Origin of the sequence: Pseudomonas matsuisoli, from assembly GCF_014647635.1 — a bacterium.
Classification (GTDB): Bacteria; Pseudomonadota; Gammaproteobacteria; order Pseudomonadales; family Pseudomonadaceae; genus Pseudomonas_P; species Pseudomonas_P matsuisoli.
The window spans coordinates 153,424-169,877 of the sequence record NZ_BMPO01000005.1 but is presented as its reverse complement, the minus strand read 5'-3'; the positions used below and the strand labels follow the sequence as shown (position 1 = coordinate 169,877).

Sequence of the window (16,454 nt, the reverse complement as noted above, 5' to 3'; positions counted from 1 at the left end):
CTCGATGATCGACTCCTCGGTTGAGGCGCTATGGGTGATCACTGGCCGACGTAAGAGCACCCGATAACAAGAACAAAAAAGGATCTCTGAGATGCTGCAAGCGTGCTTCAAGCTCGCCAGAACGTCATGGGTGCAGCTGCTGTGCGCAGCGCTTGCCGGCGCGCTGTTCGGGCTCATCTGGCCGCAAGAGGCGCTGATGGCCAAAGCCTTGGCGGATGCGTTCATTCGTGCGATCGGCTGGCTGGTGCCCGTCATTCTTTTCGTACTGGTCACCAGCGGCGTCGCGGGGTTGGGTGGACGAACGGGCTCGCGCAGGCTCGCGTTGCACACAGCGTGCTATTTCCAGTCGATGTGCGTGCTGGCGTTGCTCTTCGGCGTCGGCATTACGTGGTGCCTGCAACCCGGATTGGCGTCATCGTTGCCGGTGGAGGAGGGCGCTCACGGCGCGACGTTATTGCAGCGGGCCGCTGACGTTCGCGACGCCGCCGGATCCGGCTCTTCAATGGCGGCCACGTTTACCTCGCTTATGGGGGCGCTGCTCAACAGCCGTATCCTGCAGGTCCTGATGTTGGCCTTGATCGCAGGCTGGACGCTTACGCGGTTGGGTGAGCGAGCAACGGCCTGCCGAGCCGTGCTGGAAGAGGCGCAGCGCTGGTCTTTACGGATGCTGTCATGGTTATTGCGTTTGGCGCCTATTGCGGCGTTCGGGGCAGTGGCGTACACGGTCGCACGTTATGGTGCAGGCGCGGCGATTCCGTTGCTGAAATTTCTGCTGGTGATGTACGTGGGCTGTCTCGCTTTCATCGGCGTGGCCATGGCTGGCGTAGCCCGACTGTGCGGGGTGTCGCTCTACCGATTGATCGTGTACGTCAAGGAAGAGCTAACGCTCGTCGCCGCGACCGGATCATCGGTGGCGGCGTTGCCTTCACTGATCGTCAAGCTCGAGAAGCTGGGCTGTGCTCGCGAGGTGGTACGCGTCGTGTTGACCACCGGTTACACCTTCAACCTGGCCGGTTCCAGCCTGTACCTCGGCGCCGCCTTGATGTTCCTGCTGCAACTGCAGCATGTGTCTCTCGATGCTGGGCAGGTGGGGGTGATGCTCATCGTGACGTTGCTCATGTCGCTGGGTACGACCAGCGTTGCCGGGTCGTCTTTCTTCACCTTGGCCGCGACGATTAGTGTCCTGCAGGCCGTGCCGGTGGAGAGCATGGGTATCTTGCTCGGTGTCGAGCGGCTCCTCAAATGCCGCTCGCTGACGAATGTGCTGGGAAATTGCCTGGCCTGTCTCGCCATCGCCCGCTGGCAGCGCGCCCTCGACGAGCGCGCGCTGCGGGGAGGGCAAGTGTTGCGCTAGCGATCGCTGGCCAGCGTATCGAATGCCTTGTTTAACGCCGCGTCCGCCTTGGCCAAGCGCTCGCGCGTCGACTTCAACCAGGCGCTGTCGTTATCCAGGGCCTTGCGTGCTTCGGTGAGCATTCGCTTCACTTCCTCGGGCTGCGGGCCGCCGGTTCCGACGCGTGTGCGAACCATGTTCTCGGCCGAGAGCGTCGCGCGGAACGCCTTCTCATCCAGGGGCAATTCGCGCGTCTTCCACTCGTATTTGTCCGCCGCCTGGGTGAACAGTCGCTGTGCGCTGGCGTACGGAAAATCTTTGGGCTTAAGCCCTTTCTCGCGCGCCTCCCCGACGATCAACGAGGCGAAGCTATGGCCAATACGGAAAGGCACCTTGTGTTGGCGCTCTAGGGTATCGGCCAGCTCCATGGAGGTGGTCCAATCGTTGTCGAGCTCTTCCTGGGCGCGCTCGGGGTTGATGGTCAGCGCTTCGAGCACGCGATCCATTCGGCTGAACATGTCATTCGCCGAGCCAAACACATCGAGGGTGTCGAAGGCGAATTTGTAGTCGGTCATGCCGGTGGTGACGTTGTGCGCGCGCAGCGTCACGCCCTGGGCCAGGCTGACCGTATCCGACGCGGCTTCGCGGGTTCGCATCAGAAGGCCCGGATTGCGTTTTTGCGGCATCGCACTGCTGGTGTAGGTCGAGCCTTCGTCGAGCAGCAGCCATGGTCGTGTCTGGTGATACTGGGTATGGATGTCACCGATCAGGGCGCCGATGCGGATCGCCGATGAGGACGCAATGTTCGCGGCTTCGATGGAGATGTCGTAGGTCGATACCTGGCCCGCATCCAGTGAGTTCTCTCGCACGCCATCGAACCCGAGCAATTCGGCGAGTCGCTCCCTGTTCAGCGGCCATGCAGAGTTGGCCAATACCGCCGTGCCCATGGGGCTGAGATTTAGCCGCGCGTACAGTTCGTGCAGACGCTGCGCATCACGTTGGAACGAAGCGTCGTAGGCCAGTAGGTAATGCGCGAGGCTGATGGGCATTGCCTGAACGCCATTGGTATAGGCCGGAATCCACGTTTCGACGTTGTCTGCGGCGATGTCCAGCAGGTGCCGGCGCGTGCTCTCCAACGCGTCGCCGTATTGCAGCACCTTGGCCCTGAGTTCGGACAGGCGATACGTGGCATACATGTCCTGACGGCTGCGACCGGAATGAATGATCGAGGCATCCGGCCCGATTTTATCGACCATGATGCGCTCGATCTGCAACACATCAGACGGCCGCTTGCCGTCTGGTTTTCCCCCTTGCTCGATCACGTGACGGACACCACCAGCGATGGCATGCCCCTGCTCTGGGGACACGATGCCTTCCTCGGTCAGCATGACGATAGACGCCTTATTGATGCGGTTGACGCCATCGAACTGGTCCTCGCCGGAGGTCGCTTCACGGCTGGAACCGGTGGACGCACCGATCTTTTCGGCCTGGCTCGCGCACTCAGCGGTGGTCTTGCATGGTTTGTCGGCCGTATTCGCGGCGTGCGCGAGCGGATTGAAAGCAAGGCTGATACTGAGTGCGAGAAGCCATTTTCCGGATGCGTGCATGGCAGTGTCCTGTCGGGTTGATCGATAGCCGTAATTACGTTCTCAAGTAAGGCGCCCAATGGGCGGTTTCAAAGCAAAGGAATCGTGTAGCTGACGATCAAGCGGTTCTGGTCGATGTCGGTATCACCGCCGCTGCGGTAGGTGCCGTTGCGCCACTTCAGCTCCAGATTCTTCAGCGCGCCGTTCTGGAAAACGTAGGCAATTTCGGTGTTGCGCTCCCATTCATGGGCGCTGCTGCCATCGCTGAGCTCGTAGTTGCTACCGCGCAAGTAACGCGTCATGAAGCTCAGGCCTGGAATGCCGACGGCGGTAAAGTCATAGTCGTAGCGCAGTTGCCAGGAGCGTTCCCCGGGGTTGCCGTAGTCCGGCGAGAGCATTACGTAGTTCACCAGGTACGAGTCGGTCCCATTGATGTGGGGGAAACCGGTCTTCCCGCTCATTTTCTGCAGTGCCACGCCAAACCCGTGACCGCCTAGGTTGTAGGTGAAGCGTGCGCCAACGGCGGTGTTGTCCACGTTGGTGTTGCCGTCGCTTGTGGAGCGGGCATAGCGGATGTCACTGCGGAACGACTGGTCGTCGTTGATGGGCAGCACATGCAGCACGTTGACCATATGCTGGCGATAGTTGTCGTCCAGGTGCCCGTAGTCGTAGCCGGTCGTAAGGGCGGGCGTCCAGCGGTAGCTCACGCCGCCGAAGTCGAACTTGTCGGTCTCGCGTCCACCCGTGATGCCTGTGCCGGAAACGCTCATGAGCTCATTGCCGCTGACGTTGCGCAGCTTGTTGCGGTTCAGCCGGCCCGCATTGAAAGTCAGGCCATCGATTTCCCTGGAGACGAGCTGCGCACCCTGGAAGGTTTGCGGCACGAGGCGTGAGTCACTGGGCCTGATGGTCGGCAGTGAGGGAATGAGGGTACCGACCCGCAGTACGCTTTTTGAAATGCGCGCCTTGGCGGTTGCGCCGACCGAACTGTAGTCGTCGGGCGCCTTGTCGTCGCCGACGGGCAGCAGCCCGGTGTTCTGCCGGTCCGGGCCGGAGTCCAGCTTGACACCCAGCAGACCCAAGGCGTCGACACCGAAGCCGACGGTGCCTTCGGTGAAACCGGATTCGTAGTTGAGAATGAAGCCCTGCGCCCATTCCTCCCGCTTGGATTGACTGGCGTCGCTGTGGCGGTAGTCGCTATTGAAATAGAAGTTACGCAGTTCGAGATTGGCTTTGCTGTCGGCCAGGAAGTCTGCCCAACCAACGGAAGGCAGAGCTGCAAGCCCGATGAGCGTGGTCGGAAGTGTGGTACGGATGGTGAATCGCATGAGGTCCCTCTGACGTCTATTGTTTTTGGAATGACGTGAGGCGCGGTAAACGCCTTGAGGGATCCTAGGTGGCTGCAGGAGATATTGAAAATATCGAAAAAGTCTCGAGCCGATATGTTTTCGATATGGCCTAGTAGCAAACAACGCGGGTGAAGCGGTTGGGGCGTTTGTCACGGTTGGCGAGCGTGAACCCGTCCGAGGCGAAGGCGACAAATTCGCCTTCGTTCACCTCGTCTATTTGGCTTTCTCGGATAACGGTCAGCGTTCCTTCAATGACCCTGAGCATTTCATGCCAGCCTGGGTTGGGTTCCGAGACATAAGATTCGCCGGGCATGAGCCGCCAATCCCACAGCTCCACACCATTGCTGGCGGGTGCATGCGCGAGCAGGGTGCCGGAAGAGCCCCTCTGCTGCCCGCGCCACACGAGCTGTTCGATGCGCAAAAGGTCCGGGCAGGCTGGCTGACGCACGAGATCGGCAAAGCGTACGTCCAGGGCGGCGGCGAGCCGGTCCAGCGTATTGAGACTCACGTTCGCCTCACCAGACTCGATCGCAACCACCATTCTTCGGCTGACGCTGGCCGCTTCGGCCAAGGTTTGCTGACTGAGATTCGCGGCCTCGCGATAGCGTCTCAAATTGCCAGCGACGTGTTCGAGTACGGACATGGCGTTCCCTGAACGATATTGAGCGTACAAAGACGCGGCTTGGGCAATATACTGCACAACCCCCTTGTGCCTGTAGCAGCATCCATGCGTAGACCCGACCCATCCTCGATCCTGTATCCCATTGCCTTGTTGCTCGTCGCCATGTTCACCATGCACGTCGGCGCGACCATGGCCAAGCAATTGTTCCCGCTGGTCGGCGCGCCCGGTATTACCGCCATGCGCCTGGGTTTCGGTGCGCTCATTCTCCTGGCGTATTTTCGCCCGTGGCGCACGCCGCTCAAGCGGGACGCATGGCGGCCACTGGTGGTCTACGGCATCGTCATGGGCATCATGAATTCAACGTTCTACCTGGCCCTGCAACGCATTCCCCTGGGAATTGCGGTTGCCTTGGAGTTCACGGGCCCACTGGCCTTGGCTGTGTTCGGTTCACGCCGTTTGTTGGATCTGTTTTGGGTCGCACTCGCGGTGGCGGGACTGTTGATGCTGATGCCATGGACCGCCTCGCAGGCTCCGCTCGACATGATTGGCGTCGCCTTGGCGCTGACCGCGGGCGTGTGCTGGGCGCTCTACATTATCTATGGGCAAAAATCCGGCGCTGCGCACGGACCGCAAGCGGTGGCCTTGGGGGCGGTGGTCGCGTCGTTGTTCGTCGTCCCCATCGGCATTACCCATGCGGGCGAGACATTACTTTCCAGTCATGTACTGCTGGCCGGCCTCGGGGTCGCCGTCCTGTCGATGGCAGTGCCGTTCACGCTCGAAATGCTGGCGCTGGGGCGCTTGTCCACGCCGACATTCGGCATGTTAATGAGCCTGGAGCCGGCGGTTGGCGCGCTGTGTGGCTTGCTGTTACTGCATGAACAGCTGGGCGTTTTCCAGTGGCTGGGCATCGGTGCGATCGTCATCGCCAGCGCCGGGGCAGCCCGCGCGGCGAAGGGGCGTCCGGTGCCAGCCGTCGATTAAGAGACTTATGCCTTACTCGTTCGCGGGTCTCGGTGACACACGCCACACCGTGTTGCCCACGTCATCCGCAACGAGAAGGGCGCCCTGGCGGTCGACCGCGACGCCGACAGGGCGGCCAAACGCGATCCCTTCTACGTCATCCAGAAATCCTGTGAGAATGTCTTCGGGCGGGCCTGCGGGCCGACCCTGCTCGTCGAACGGCACAAAGATGACCTTGTATCCGCTGCGTGGCTTGCGATTCCAGGAGCCATGCTGGCCGATGAACGCGCCGCCAGTGTAGCGCTCCGCGAGTAGCTCGCCCTGATAGAACGTGAGCCCGAGGGATGCGGTGTGGGCGCCGAGGGCGTAATCGGGAACGATGGCGTTGGCCACCAGATCCGGGCGCGGCGGTTGCACGCGTTTATCGACATGCCCGCCGAAGTAGCTGTACGGCCAACCGTAAAAGCCGCCTTCGCGCACTGAAGTCATGTAGTCGGGTACGAGATCACTGCCGATTTCGTCGCGCTCGTTCACGACCGTCCATAGCGCACCGCTGCGCGGCTCCCAGGCGAGGCCATTCGGGTTACGTAGGCCCGAGGCGAAGAGGCGAGTGTTGCCGTTGGCAGGATCGATTTCGAGAATCGCCGCGCGGTTTTCCTCGTTTTCCAGGCCGTTCTCCCCAACGTTGCTATTGGAGCCAGCGGTCGCATAGAGCCTGCTGCCATCGCGGCTGGCGATGAGGTCTTTGGTCCAATGGTGGTTGATCGGCCCGCCGGGCAAGTCGGCGACCTTCTCCCCTTTGGCATCGATACGGGTGGCATCCGGTTGGTAGGGGAAGCGGACAATGGCGTCGGTATTTGCGACGTACAGATCATTGCCGATCAGCGCCATGCCGAACGGCGAGTGGAGCCCTTCGAGGTAGGGTGATTTCGTTTCTGCAATGCCGTCGCCGTCTTTATCCCGCAGCAGGGTTATCCGATCGGCGCTGGGCGAGCGGGCGCCCGCGCGCGACATGATCTTGTTGGCGATCCAGGCCCGAAAACCGCTTTGTTCCTTCTCTGGCGCATTCGTCTCGGCCACCAGCACATCGCCATTAGGCAACACCAGCAAGGTCCGCGGGTGGTCGAGCCCCTGCGCGAATGGCTGGACCCTGAGCCCCTCGGCAGGCGTCGGCTGGTGCCCATCGTGCCAGCCGACGGCATTGGCGATGTTGACGGTCGGAATGAGGGTTTTGCGCGGTTCCACCAATTGAGGTGATGGACCGTAGCCATCCTCCACCGGCAGGCGGGCGGTTTCGCCACAGCCGGCTAACGTCAGCGCGATCGGCAATCCAAGGAGCAGCGGCAGCGGGCGGGGCATCTTGGTTTTCTCCGGGAGTGTTATCCACAGCTAGACCGCGGAGAACGCCAAGAGGTGCCCGGCTGTTTTCGCAGCCCTTCAGGGTGTCACGTCGAAACGCAGCACGCCGATCATCTGGCCGGCCTCCGTCACTACCTGCACCTGCCAGCGCCCAACGGCATCGCCGGGGAAGTTTCGCTTGTGTGTCCAGGCGCGATAACCCGCTTCGCGAATGCCACTGATGTTCAGTGCGATACGGTCGACTTCGCGGCCGTCGTGCAGCCAAACGTGGAAGATGCGCTCCTTCAGGCCGCTGGGGACGTTGATCGACGTGAATGCGTACAGGCCCTGACTCTTGAGCTGGCTCGCGCTGATCTCGTGCAAGCTCTCACCTGGCTCACGCTGCGCATTGTCGAACTGCGTGGTGACCGCCACCTGATTGAGCCACAGCGACGCCGGCGGTACCCAAAGGCGCATCAGCCAGCCGGCGCTCCCGAAGGCTGCCATGAGCAGCAGCAGTGCAGTCCAGCGGCGCCAGCCGTTGAGCTTCAGCGTGCTGGTCATGCTGGGCGCTGCGAGGACCAGCGCGATCGACAGGGCCCACAGATAACTTTGCGTGGTGCTCAGATGGACGATGATCGGCAACGCAGTCAGCAATACGGCGAACAGCGTCAGGCTATGAAACGCGAAATACAGCCAGCGCTGCGCCGCCAGGCGCTTGTAGTAGAGCGGATCGATCACCGATACCAATGCGGCGAAGCCGAGCACGCCGGTGAAAATTGCCTGGCCGCTGTTCCATGTGGTGGTGATGAAGAAGAACGGCAAAACGAAGAACAGGCTTTCCTGATGCACCATCTGCGTTGCGTAGCGCACTAGTCCCGGCGGTAATTGCCAGCCGAACCAATGGGCGATGACCCGGCGCAGACCGTTTTCCATTACCAGCCATACCCAGCTCACGAGCATGACGATCGACATCACCTCGCCGAAGCGCGCCTGTCGGTCGACGAGCATGAAGCTTGCGACGCCCGAGACGAAGCCGAATAGCGCCACGACGCCGGGATAGCGGTTGAAGAGTCGGGTTGCGATATGGATCAGTTGGAGCAGGCGGGCCTTGAGTGACATCGAAATATTCGTCGAGCAGGGCCGGAGCTACCGTTTGGTGCCGGCGGAAAAAGAGCACTGCAGGTTTTCGGCGTCCATGTCGTAAGCCGCGTGGCGGGTTGACTTGCCCTTGGGACAGGCGCGGGCAGCATTTGTCCCGCACCGTTTAGCGAGCAGTTCTCGTATTGTGTAACGCGTCGTTCAGTGAGCGCCCGGCTTACTTCGGCGCTTTCTCCACCCATTTGGGTGTGACCGTGGGCTTCCAGCTTGCCAACCGGTCTAGCAATTCATCCGGTGTCGCACCCCGTTGCAGCATGTCGCGATGCGGTTGGCGAACGAATCCTTCGCCAACCAGATGGTCGAGAAAGCCCGCGAGCTTGTCGTAGAACGACCCGACATCCATCAGCCCCATGGGTTTGGCGTGATAGCCCAATTGGCCCCAGGTCCAGACTTCGAAGAGTTCTTCCAGCGTGCCCAGGCCTCCAGGTAATGCGATGAAGGCATCGCTCAACTCGGCCATGCGCGCTTTGCGTGCATGCATGCCATCGACCACTTCCAGACGCGTCAGACCGGTGTGCCCAATCTCAGCATCCTGTAACGAGCGCGGGATGATCCCGATGACCTCGCCGCCAGCAGCCATCGCCGCGTCGGCAACCAAGCCCATCAGTCCGACCTTGCCGCCACCGTAGACGAGCGTGAGGCCGCGTTCGGCAATGCGTCGACCGAGTGCTTCGGCGGTTTCCTTATAGCTTGGGTCGTTACCTGGGTTCGCACCGCAGAATACGCAAACGGAACGCAGAGTCATGATCGTCTCCGGAAATCGAGGGGCACACAGGTTAGCCGCTGCGCGCTCGCCGACCAAGCCTGGATGAACGATGCAGCATCAGCCGCGAGCCGACTCCAGATCAGCGCCGCTGGCGGCCGAGGCGTAGGCTGCCAGCAGATCGGTGAACAGTTGATTGAGTGTCATGAGGCTTCTCCGTCGAATACTGAAGCGAGCCTAGTGAACGGCGCATAGGCGTGCTCGTTGAAAGATTCGATTGAGGCGATAGGAGCAGCGTTCCGTGCGTGTTCACGCGTCCGTTCTTGTCGGATCGTGATTGGTCTGTGGGAGCGGGTCGGGCTGCGATCGGTTCTTGTCGACCGGGTGCTAACCCGAATGTTGCGGTGTCCTGGATACCCAGGCATGCGGGTTTTACCTGCGCTACGGATGAAAGGGCGGTGGGGCGGCCATCTGCTTTAGTCGCCTTCGAGGTAGCGAGAAGGTGAGGCGAATGGCTTCAGCCATTCATGGTGCTCGTAGACCGGGTGCTAACCCGGGTGCTGCGGTGTCCTGGATGCCCAGGCATGCGGGTTTAACCCGCGCTACGGATGAGAGGGCGGTGGGGCGGTCATCCGCTTTAGTCGCCTTTGATGAACCGGCCATCCAGTTTGCAGGTTTAGCTAATTGCGCTCGCACCGCCCGATGCCTAGCGCTTCATGTCGAAATGTGTCTAATCCGCGGAACTCCCGGCAGTACCCACCGCCCTAACGTCTTCGCCAACTTAGTGGCACCGTGCTAGTTCTTAAGGATTCCGTCTCCATGTCTTCGAACGTTACGTTGCCGATGTCCGGACAGCGCGCAGAACAGCGCGCTTCCGCAAATCGGTTGATCTTCATTTCGGTACTCGTCGCCACGATGGGCGCGCTCGCGTTTGGTTACGACACCGGCATCATCGCGGGAGCCTTGCCGTTCATGACCCTGCCCGCCGACCAAGGCGGTTTGGGGCTGAACGCCTTCACCGAAGGGCTCGTGACGTCCTCCCTGATCGTCGGCGCCGCATTTGGCTCCCTTGGCAGTGGCTACGTGTCGGATCGCTTCGGACGGCGCATTGCGCTGCGTTTGCTATCCCTGCTGTTCATCGCAGGTGCGCTAGGAACCGCTATGGCCCCGTCGGTGAACACCATGGTAGTCGCCCGTTTTCTGCTCGGTATTGCTGTGGGCGGCGGTTCGGCCACGGTTCCGGTATTCATCGCCGAGATCGCGGGCCCCGCGCGCCGTGGACGCTTGGTCAGTCGCAATGAATTGATGATCGTGACCGGTCAGCTGCTCGCCTACGTACTGAGCGCTGTTCTCGCCGCCACTCTGAACATCCCAGGCATCTGGCGCTACATGCTGGCGATCGCCATGGTTCCAGGCATTTTGCTGCTAGTCGGCACGTTCTTCGTACCACCATCGCCGCATTGGTTGGCGGCGAAAGGGCGACTGGATGATGCCGAAGATGTCCTCGAGCGACTGCGCGGCACCAAGGAAGAAGCGCAACGCGAAATGGCTGAAATGAAGGCGCAGCGCGAACAGGCGCGTAAACGCCCCGCGGTGAAGGACTTACTTCGCCAGGGTTGGGTCATCAAGCTACTGCTGATCGGAATCGGTCTAGGCTTCACCGCACAGTTCACCGGCGTCAATGCGTTCATGTACTACACGCCCGTCATCCTCAAGAGCACGGGGTTGGGCACCAATGCCGCGCTGACCGCCACCATTGGCAACGGCGTGGTCTCGGTCTTCGCGACGATTCTCGGCATCTGGGCGATCGGCCGTTACGGCCGCCGGCACCTGCTGATGACCGGGCTGGTCGTGGTCGTCTCCATGCAGGCAGCGTTGGGCGGCGTGATGCTTTTCATGCCTCAGAACCTGGTCCAGAGCTACACCGCCCTGGCGTGCATTCTGATCTTCCTGCTCTTCATGCAAGCGTGCATCGCGCCGGTGTACTGGCTGCTCATGTCCGAACTGTTCCCGATGCAGGTTCGCGGCCTACTCACCGGCACCGCCGTGTCCATGCAGTGGCTGTTCAATGCGACCGTCGCGTTCAGCTTCCCAGTCGCCATCGAAGCATTCGGCAACGCAACCTTCTTCGGGTTTGCGGTCATCAACGTCTGCTCGCTGCTGTTCGTGTTCTTCTTCCTGCCGGAAACGAAAGGTAAGTCGTTGGAGCAGATTGAGAAGTATATGAAGCGGGAGTTGTAGGTCGTGCAGATAGACGTCGTCGTCCTGCCGGCGACGTTTATCCAGAAAGTAGGGTGGAAAACGGCAAAGCCTTTTTCACCGAAGTCACTGACTCTTTTGTGGAACACTGTGGATAATCGCTTCGCGAGTTATCCACCCTACGTTATTTAAAAGTGTTCGGTTTAGCGAGTAGGGTGGAATCCCAAAGGGCTTCCACCGTTTACCTCAAAATGACGCTTTAAGTTGGATGCAAGGTAGACGATGGATGATGCATTCCTAATCCACTACGAGAGTGTTCCGGGAATATTTCACGCGGCCTTTTTGGCGTTTGGCTGAAGCGAAAGGTAATAGGCGAGTCCGACGAATACCGAGCCACCGATTACATTGCCCAGGAATACCGGCACGAAGTTGCTGAAGTAGTCGATCCATCCCATGTCGCCAACCAGGATCGCCATGGGAATCACGAACATGTTCGCCACTACGTGCTGGAAACCGATGGCTACGAACGCCATGACTGGGAACCACATAGCGATGATTTTTCCACCTACCTGCTGGCTCGAAAGCCCCAGCCAGATGCCTAGGCAAACCAGCCAGTTGCAGCCAATGGCGGATACGAAAGCGTGCATGAAATCCGCCCCGGCCTTGGCATGAGCAATGGCTAGGGTTTTATGCAGGATTGGCCCCTCGACCAAGCCGAGGAAATGGCCGAAAGCGTAGGCGACGAAGAAGGCGCCTGCGAAATTCGCCACGGTGACCCAGAACCAGTTGCGGAGCAGCGCCATTACGCCTATTTGCCGGGAGAACAGCGCCATGGACAGGTACATCATGTTCCCGGTCAGCAACTCGCCGCCTGCCAATACAGTCAGGATCAGCCCCAACGGGAATACCGTCGCACCTAATACGGTGGATAGCGTTTCCCAGTCTGCTGGGATCAGCGCGGTGATACGAATATCGAGTAGGAATCCGAGAGAAATGAAGGCTCCGGAAAGGAACCCGAGGATCAAGAGAGCGGACAACGGCATACGACTTTTGCGGATACCGGACTGTATGACCAGTTCGGCGATTTCTTGCGGTGTATTGACGGACATCAGAACAATCCCGGCAGAAGCCAGACAAAAATGGAAATAAAATTTTAAGCGCACCGCCGTGGCGCAACAACACGAATTTGTTTGATTGTCAATAGTTATGGGTCAATAGATCACGCTGATCGATCGTTAATATGGAATACATATCCTCAGGTAGTGGCGGCCCGGCTTGCTTTGGGATTAGCCGTTCCGTGAGACGCCGTGATTTAGAGTGGAAAATGGCAATGTCCCTTCCCACCGAAGTTGCTCAGCCCCCTGTGAATCACCGTGGATAATCGCTTCGCGAGTTACCCACCCTACGTTGTGCAAGTGTTCATTCCAGTTGCGACGTTATTGCCGCCTTATCGATGATCGACCTGACATTGCTAATAAGGCCATCGCGGTATTCATAAAAAACATTCTCACTAAAGATCACTCGCTTGCCGTTCACAGGTAAACCAAAGAGTTCACCTGTGGGCGTGCATTCGAAGTGCAAGCGTGCGGCGATGTGAGGTGGATCGGCGACGAGCAGCTCGATATGGAAGTGCAGATCAGGAATGGCGCGAACGTCCTCTTCCAGCATGGCGCGATAGCCGGCGAGGCCGACGTGTTGGCCGTTGTAGTGGATGGCTGCGTCCACGTGTTCGCTCAGTGATGACCAGTCGCGACGATTGAGGCAGTCGATGTAGGCGCGGTAGCGGCTTTTGAGATCAGTAGTGGGCATGGGTCGGCTCCATTGGCTGATGGGAGGTTCGAGCGAGGGGTTTGCTGGTTTGTTCGGAAGGGGAGGGAGGCTCTGCTGTTCCTAAAGGGGCGTGCAGCGCGCTGTTGAATGCGGAGATCGATCAGGATCAGCTCTTTCGGAGTCTTCATCGCGGCGTGGTTTAATCGGCGGTGACAGGTGCACCAAGGAGAGGGTCGTGAGCATTACGCGGAAGCAGTTGAATGAAGCCGTGAGCGCGGGGTTGATCTCGTCGCAGCAGGCCGATGCGCTGTTCACCTTTTTCGAGGCGAACGCCCACGCGACGCCAAGGTTCAGTGCGACCCATGTGCTTTATTACCTCGGCGGTCTGCTCGCGATCGGGGCGATGACGTTGTTCATGAACCTGGGCTGGGAAGCCTTCGGCGGTGCGGGAATTTTCTTCATTGCGCTGCTTTATGCCGGCGTCGGCTTAAAGCTTACGAGCGCGTTCGCGGCCCGCAACCTGGTTATTCCCGCCGGCATTTGCGCGACCTTCGTGGTCTTCATGACGCCGCTGGCAATCTATGGATTGCAGGCGTGGGCGGGCGTCTGGACGGAGGACATTACTTACCAGGGCTATCACCGCTACATCAAATGGCACTGGATCTACATGGAACTGGGCACGCTGGCCGTCGGCGCGTTCATGGCCTGGCGCTACAAATATCCGTTTCTGATCATGCCGATAGCGGTGACTCTCTGGTACATGACGATGGACCTGACTGCGATGCTCACGGGCGGCGATGCGCCGTGGGAATTGCGCAAACTGGTCTCGATGTATACGGGATTACTGATGATCGGCTTGGCATTCTGGGTCGATGTGCGATCTCGTCATACGGCGGACTACGCCTTCTGGATCTATCTCTTCGGTGTCGTTGCGTTCTGGGGTGGCATGTCGCTTCAGCAGTCCGATAGCGAGCTGTCGAAGGCGCTCTACTTCGGCATCAATCTTTTGATGATCGCGACAGGTGTGATGCTCGTGCGGCGGGTGTTCGTGGTCGTCGGTGCGTTGGGCTGTGGGATTTATCTCGCGCACCTGGCCTCCCGTGTATTCGAAGACAGCTGGCTTTTTCCGATCGTATTGACGGCGATAGGCCTTGCGATCATCTACCTCGGCATCCTGTGGCAGAAGCATGAAAAGCGCATTGTCGAGCGAGCTCGGCGAGTGCTGCCGGTGGCGCTGAGAGAGCTCTTGGAGGCAAGGTCGTGAAAACGCCGGCGCCGTGAAGTAATCACTGCCCCTCAATCCGCAAGGAGTTTTCCAAATACATGACACAACCGGGTAAAACGACGATCGATAAGGCCGGGCCCGCTGACGCTGACACCATCAAGGCAATCGTCGTGGCCGCTTACACCAAGTATGTGGAGCGAATGGGAAAGCAGCCGGCACCCATGAGCACAGATTATTCGGCGCTTATACGGTCCGGTGGTTTATATGCGCTTCGGATCGATGGGCGAATAGTCGGTGCCATCGTTCTCGCAAAAACACCTGACTCTATTTCAATTAATAATCTCGTCGTAGACCCCGCGCTCCAAGGGCATGGCCTCGGGCGCTTGCTGATGGAGTTTGCGGAGAAGATGGCACGATCAGAGAACTTGCCTGCGCTCACGTTATTTACCAACGAGAAGATGCACGAAAATATAGTGCTCTATAAAAAGATTGGGTTCGTTGAGATAGATAGGAAGTTTGATCAGGGATTTAACCGTGTGTACTTTCGAAAGCAGCTTTGATAGCGAGTGAGGCCGAGGTATGACTACTGTCTTTTTATCTTTCAGCTTAAAAGAATCCCCCATGGGAAAATTCCCGATGAGCATATGGCCGTAAGTGAAATAAGAGATAAACAAAGTAGGGTGGAAAACGGCGGAGCCTTTTCCACCGAAGTTGTTCACTCTTTTGTAAGCCACTGTGGATAATCGCTTCGCGCGTTATCCACCCTACGTTATTAATTTGCCTCGCAGCATTAGTCTTCCAACGCCGTGATCTGTATGCGCGCCGACCGCGTCTCTATCGCCGCCCCGGCTACGAGGCACAGATCTTCACGAAACCGCGCGGCGACGATCTGGACACCCAGTGGAGTCTGGTCAGGCAGGAAGCCGGTACACAGGCTCAGCGAAGGCAGCCCGGTAACGGGTAGTCCGATCATGGGCCATTGGGATTTCCAGACGTGGCGGTAGGCTTCGTCGCCCTGCAAATCCTGGTCGCGCTTGAAAGGGAGTGTCGCGCTGACCGGCAGTAATACCACCGGATATTGCTGCATGAACTGATTCCATTGGCGCGTGATGCTCGCTCGGCGGCGGAGTGCTTCCGAGAACGTTTGCAGATCGACGCGCTCTGCGGTTTCTCGTTGGCCTGCAAGTGCTGTGATGGCGCCGATATCGCCTTCCCGAGCCGCCGCCTCGACCATGTCTGCGTAGCCATCGCCCATCCAGAGGGTGATCTGCACCTTTACGGCGTCTTCCAGCGGGACCAGCGCGTCCAGCTCATCGACGACCCAACCGGCGTCACGAAGCTTGTCCGCGGCTTCCAGCAGCGCCTGGCAAATCTCGGGTGCGGTGTCGATGCCGTCCGGACGCAGGCACAGTGCGGCGCGCTTCGGTGCATCGGGACCTTCCAATGGCGCGGGTACCCACCAGGGATCATCGACGCTGGGAACGGACATGGCGGCCAAGGCGAGTTTCAGGTCGTCGATAGTTCGGGCGATCGGCCCGGATACGGACATGATCTGCCCGCCAATCGTGCGTTCCGCGCCCGAGGCGTTGTAGACGGCTACACGGCCGAACGATGGCCGTAGCCCGTGCACGCCACAGGCGTAGGCGGGATAGCGGATCGAGCCGGCGATATCCGTGCCGTGGCCGATTGCAGCCATACCCGCTGCCACCGATGCGGCGGCGCCACCGGACGATCCGCCCGGTGTCAGTTCCGCATTGCGGGGGTTGAGCGTGTTGCCATGCAGCAAATTGCTGGTGAACCAGCGGTAGCTGAATGCCGGCGTATTGCTTCGCCCGACGCAAAGCGCGCCGGCGTCGAGCAGGCTGGCGGCCACTGGGTTATGCCGGGCGGCGATCAGGTTTTGTTGTGCACGCAGGCCATTGGTCGTTGCGTAGCCTGCCTGATCCACGTTGACCTTGATGGTCACCGGAACGCCCGCGAGAAGGCCAATTTCCTCTCCAGCGGCTAGCTTGCGATCCACCTCGCGGGCCTGCGCCAACGTTTCTTCGGGGCGATGTTCCACCACGGCGTTGATGACCGGGTTGACCTGCTCAAGGCGCGCAAGGCTTGCCTCGGCGATCTCGACTGCACTGATGGCGCGGGAACGTATGAGGCCAACCGTTTCGGTGGCTGACAGTTGGCAAAGATCATTCGTAGGTTTCATTGGTT

The 16,454-nt window shown here is 59.7% G+C and carries 14 protein-coding genes; 5 read left to right on the top strand and 9 right to left on the bottom strand.

Going from position 1 to position 16,454, the window contains the following annotated elements; all coding sequences use genetic code 11:
* Nucleotides 1–91: 91 nt before the first annotated feature.
* Complete coding sequence (locus IEY47_RS12425) at nucleotides 92–1,354, top strand: cation:dicarboxylate symporter family transporter (RefSeq protein WP_188983564.1); 1,263 nt, start codon at nucleotides 92–94, stop codon at nucleotides 1,352–1,354.
* Here IEY47_RS12425 and IEY47_RS12420 read toward each other — a convergent pair.
* The 3 genes from IEY47_RS12420 to IEY47_RS12410 all read right to left on the bottom strand — a co-directional run bounded on the left by IEY47_RS12420 (nucleotide 1,351) and on the right by IEY47_RS12410 (nucleotide 4,911).
* Nucleotides 1,351–2,940 carry an argininosuccinate lyase gene (locus IEY47_RS12420; protein ID WP_188983563.1) on the bottom strand — a complete coding sequence of 530 codons (1,590 nt, stop codon included), beginning with the start codon at nucleotides 2,938–2,940 and terminating at the stop codon, nucleotides 1,351–1,353. The two genes, IEY47_RS12425 and IEY47_RS12420, sit on opposite strands and share 4 nt — an antisense overlap.
* Nucleotides 2,941–3,008: 68 nt before the next feature.
* Nucleotides 3,009–4,247: an OprD family porin gene (locus IEY47_RS12415; protein WP_188983562.1), complete on the bottom strand. Its 1,239-nt coding sequence runs from the start codon at nucleotides 4,245–4,247 to the stop codon at nucleotides 3,009–3,011.
* A 130-nt stretch (nucleotides 4,248–4,377) separates the two neighbouring features.
* Complete coding sequence (locus IEY47_RS12410; RefSeq protein ID WP_188983561.1) at nucleotides 4,378–4,911, bottom strand: helix-turn-helix domain-containing protein; 534 nt, start codon at nucleotides 4,909–4,911, stop codon at nucleotides 4,378–4,380.
* An 84-nt stretch (nucleotides 4,912–4,995) separates the two neighbouring features.
* On the opposite strand from IEY47_RS12410, the gene IEY47_RS12405 reads away from it, so the two are divergent.
* On the top strand, nucleotides 4,996–5,871 hold the full coding sequence (locus IEY47_RS12405; protein WP_188983560.1) for an EamA family transporter: 876 nt from the start codon (nucleotides 4,996–4,998) through the stop codon (nucleotides 5,869–5,871).
* Nucleotides 5,872–5,883: 12 nt separating this feature from the next.
* Here the strand turns inward: IEY47_RS12405 and IEY47_RS12400 are convergent, their stop codons facing one another.
* The 3 genes from IEY47_RS12400 to IEY47_RS12390 all read right to left on the bottom strand — a co-directional run bounded on the left by IEY47_RS12400 (nucleotide 5,884) and on the right by IEY47_RS12390 (nucleotide 9,094).
* Nucleotides 5,884–7,209 (bottom strand): PQQ-dependent sugar dehydrogenase, encoded by a 1,326-nt coding sequence (locus IEY47_RS12400; RefSeq protein ID WP_188983559.1) that lies wholly within the window; start codon nucleotides 7,207–7,209, stop codon nucleotides 5,884–5,886.
* 78 nt (nucleotides 7,210–7,287) lie between these two features.
* On the bottom strand, nucleotides 7,288–8,310 hold the full coding sequence (locus tag IEY47_RS12395) for a DUF5924 family protein (RefSeq protein WP_188983558.1): 1,023 nt from the start codon (nucleotides 8,308–8,310) through the stop codon (nucleotides 7,288–7,290).
* Nucleotides 8,311–8,506: 196 nt separating this feature from the next.
* The gene (locus tag IEY47_RS12390; RefSeq protein ID WP_188983557.1) at nucleotides 8,507–9,094 is read right to left on the bottom strand and encodes a cytokinin riboside 5'-monophosphate phosphoribohydrolase; all 588 of its coding nucleotides are present in this window, start codon (nucleotides 9,092–9,094) and stop codon (nucleotides 8,507–8,509) included.
* Between the two features lie 777 nt (nucleotides 9,095–9,871).
* On the opposite strand from IEY47_RS12390, the gene IEY47_RS12385 reads away from it, so the two are divergent.
* On the top strand, nucleotides 9,872–11,293 hold the full coding sequence (locus tag IEY47_RS12385) for a sugar porter family MFS transporter (protein WP_188983556.1): 1,422 nt from the start codon (nucleotides 9,872–9,874) through the stop codon (nucleotides 11,291–11,293).
* 287 nt (nucleotides 11,294–11,580) lie between these two features.
* Here the strand turns inward: IEY47_RS12385 and IEY47_RS12380 are convergent, their stop codons facing one another.
* Nucleotides 11,581–12,360 (bottom strand): formate/nitrite transporter family protein, encoded by a 780-nt coding sequence (locus tag IEY47_RS12380; protein ID WP_188983555.1) that lies wholly within the window; start codon nucleotides 12,358–12,360, stop codon nucleotides 11,581–11,583.
* A gap of 310 nt (nucleotides 12,361–12,670) precedes the next feature.
* Entirely contained in the window at nucleotides 12,671–13,060 is a 390-nt protein-coding gene (locus IEY47_RS12375) for an ester cyclase (protein ID WP_188983554.1), read from the bottom strand.
* A gap of 196 nt (nucleotides 13,061–13,256) precedes the next feature.
* On the opposite strand from IEY47_RS12375, the gene IEY47_RS12370 reads away from it, so the two are divergent.
* Complete coding sequence (locus tag IEY47_RS12370; protein WP_188983553.1) at nucleotides 13,257–14,285, top strand: DUF2157 domain-containing protein; 1,029 nt, start codon at nucleotides 13,257–13,259, stop codon at nucleotides 14,283–14,285.
* A gap of 59 nt (nucleotides 14,286–14,344) precedes the next feature.
* Nucleotides 14,345–14,806 carry a GNAT family N-acetyltransferase gene (locus tag IEY47_RS12365; RefSeq protein ID WP_188983552.1) on the top strand — a complete coding sequence of 154 codons (462 nt, stop codon included), beginning with the start codon at nucleotides 14,345–14,347 and terminating at the stop codon, nucleotides 14,804–14,806.
* Nucleotides 14,807–15,036: 230 nt separating this feature from the next.
* Here the strand turns inward: IEY47_RS12365 and IEY47_RS12360 are convergent, their stop codons facing one another.
* Entirely contained in the window at nucleotides 15,037–16,449 is a 1,413-nt protein-coding gene (locus IEY47_RS12360) for an amidase family protein (protein ID WP_188983551.1), read from the bottom strand.
* Nucleotides 16,450–16,454 lie beyond the last annotated feature (5 nt).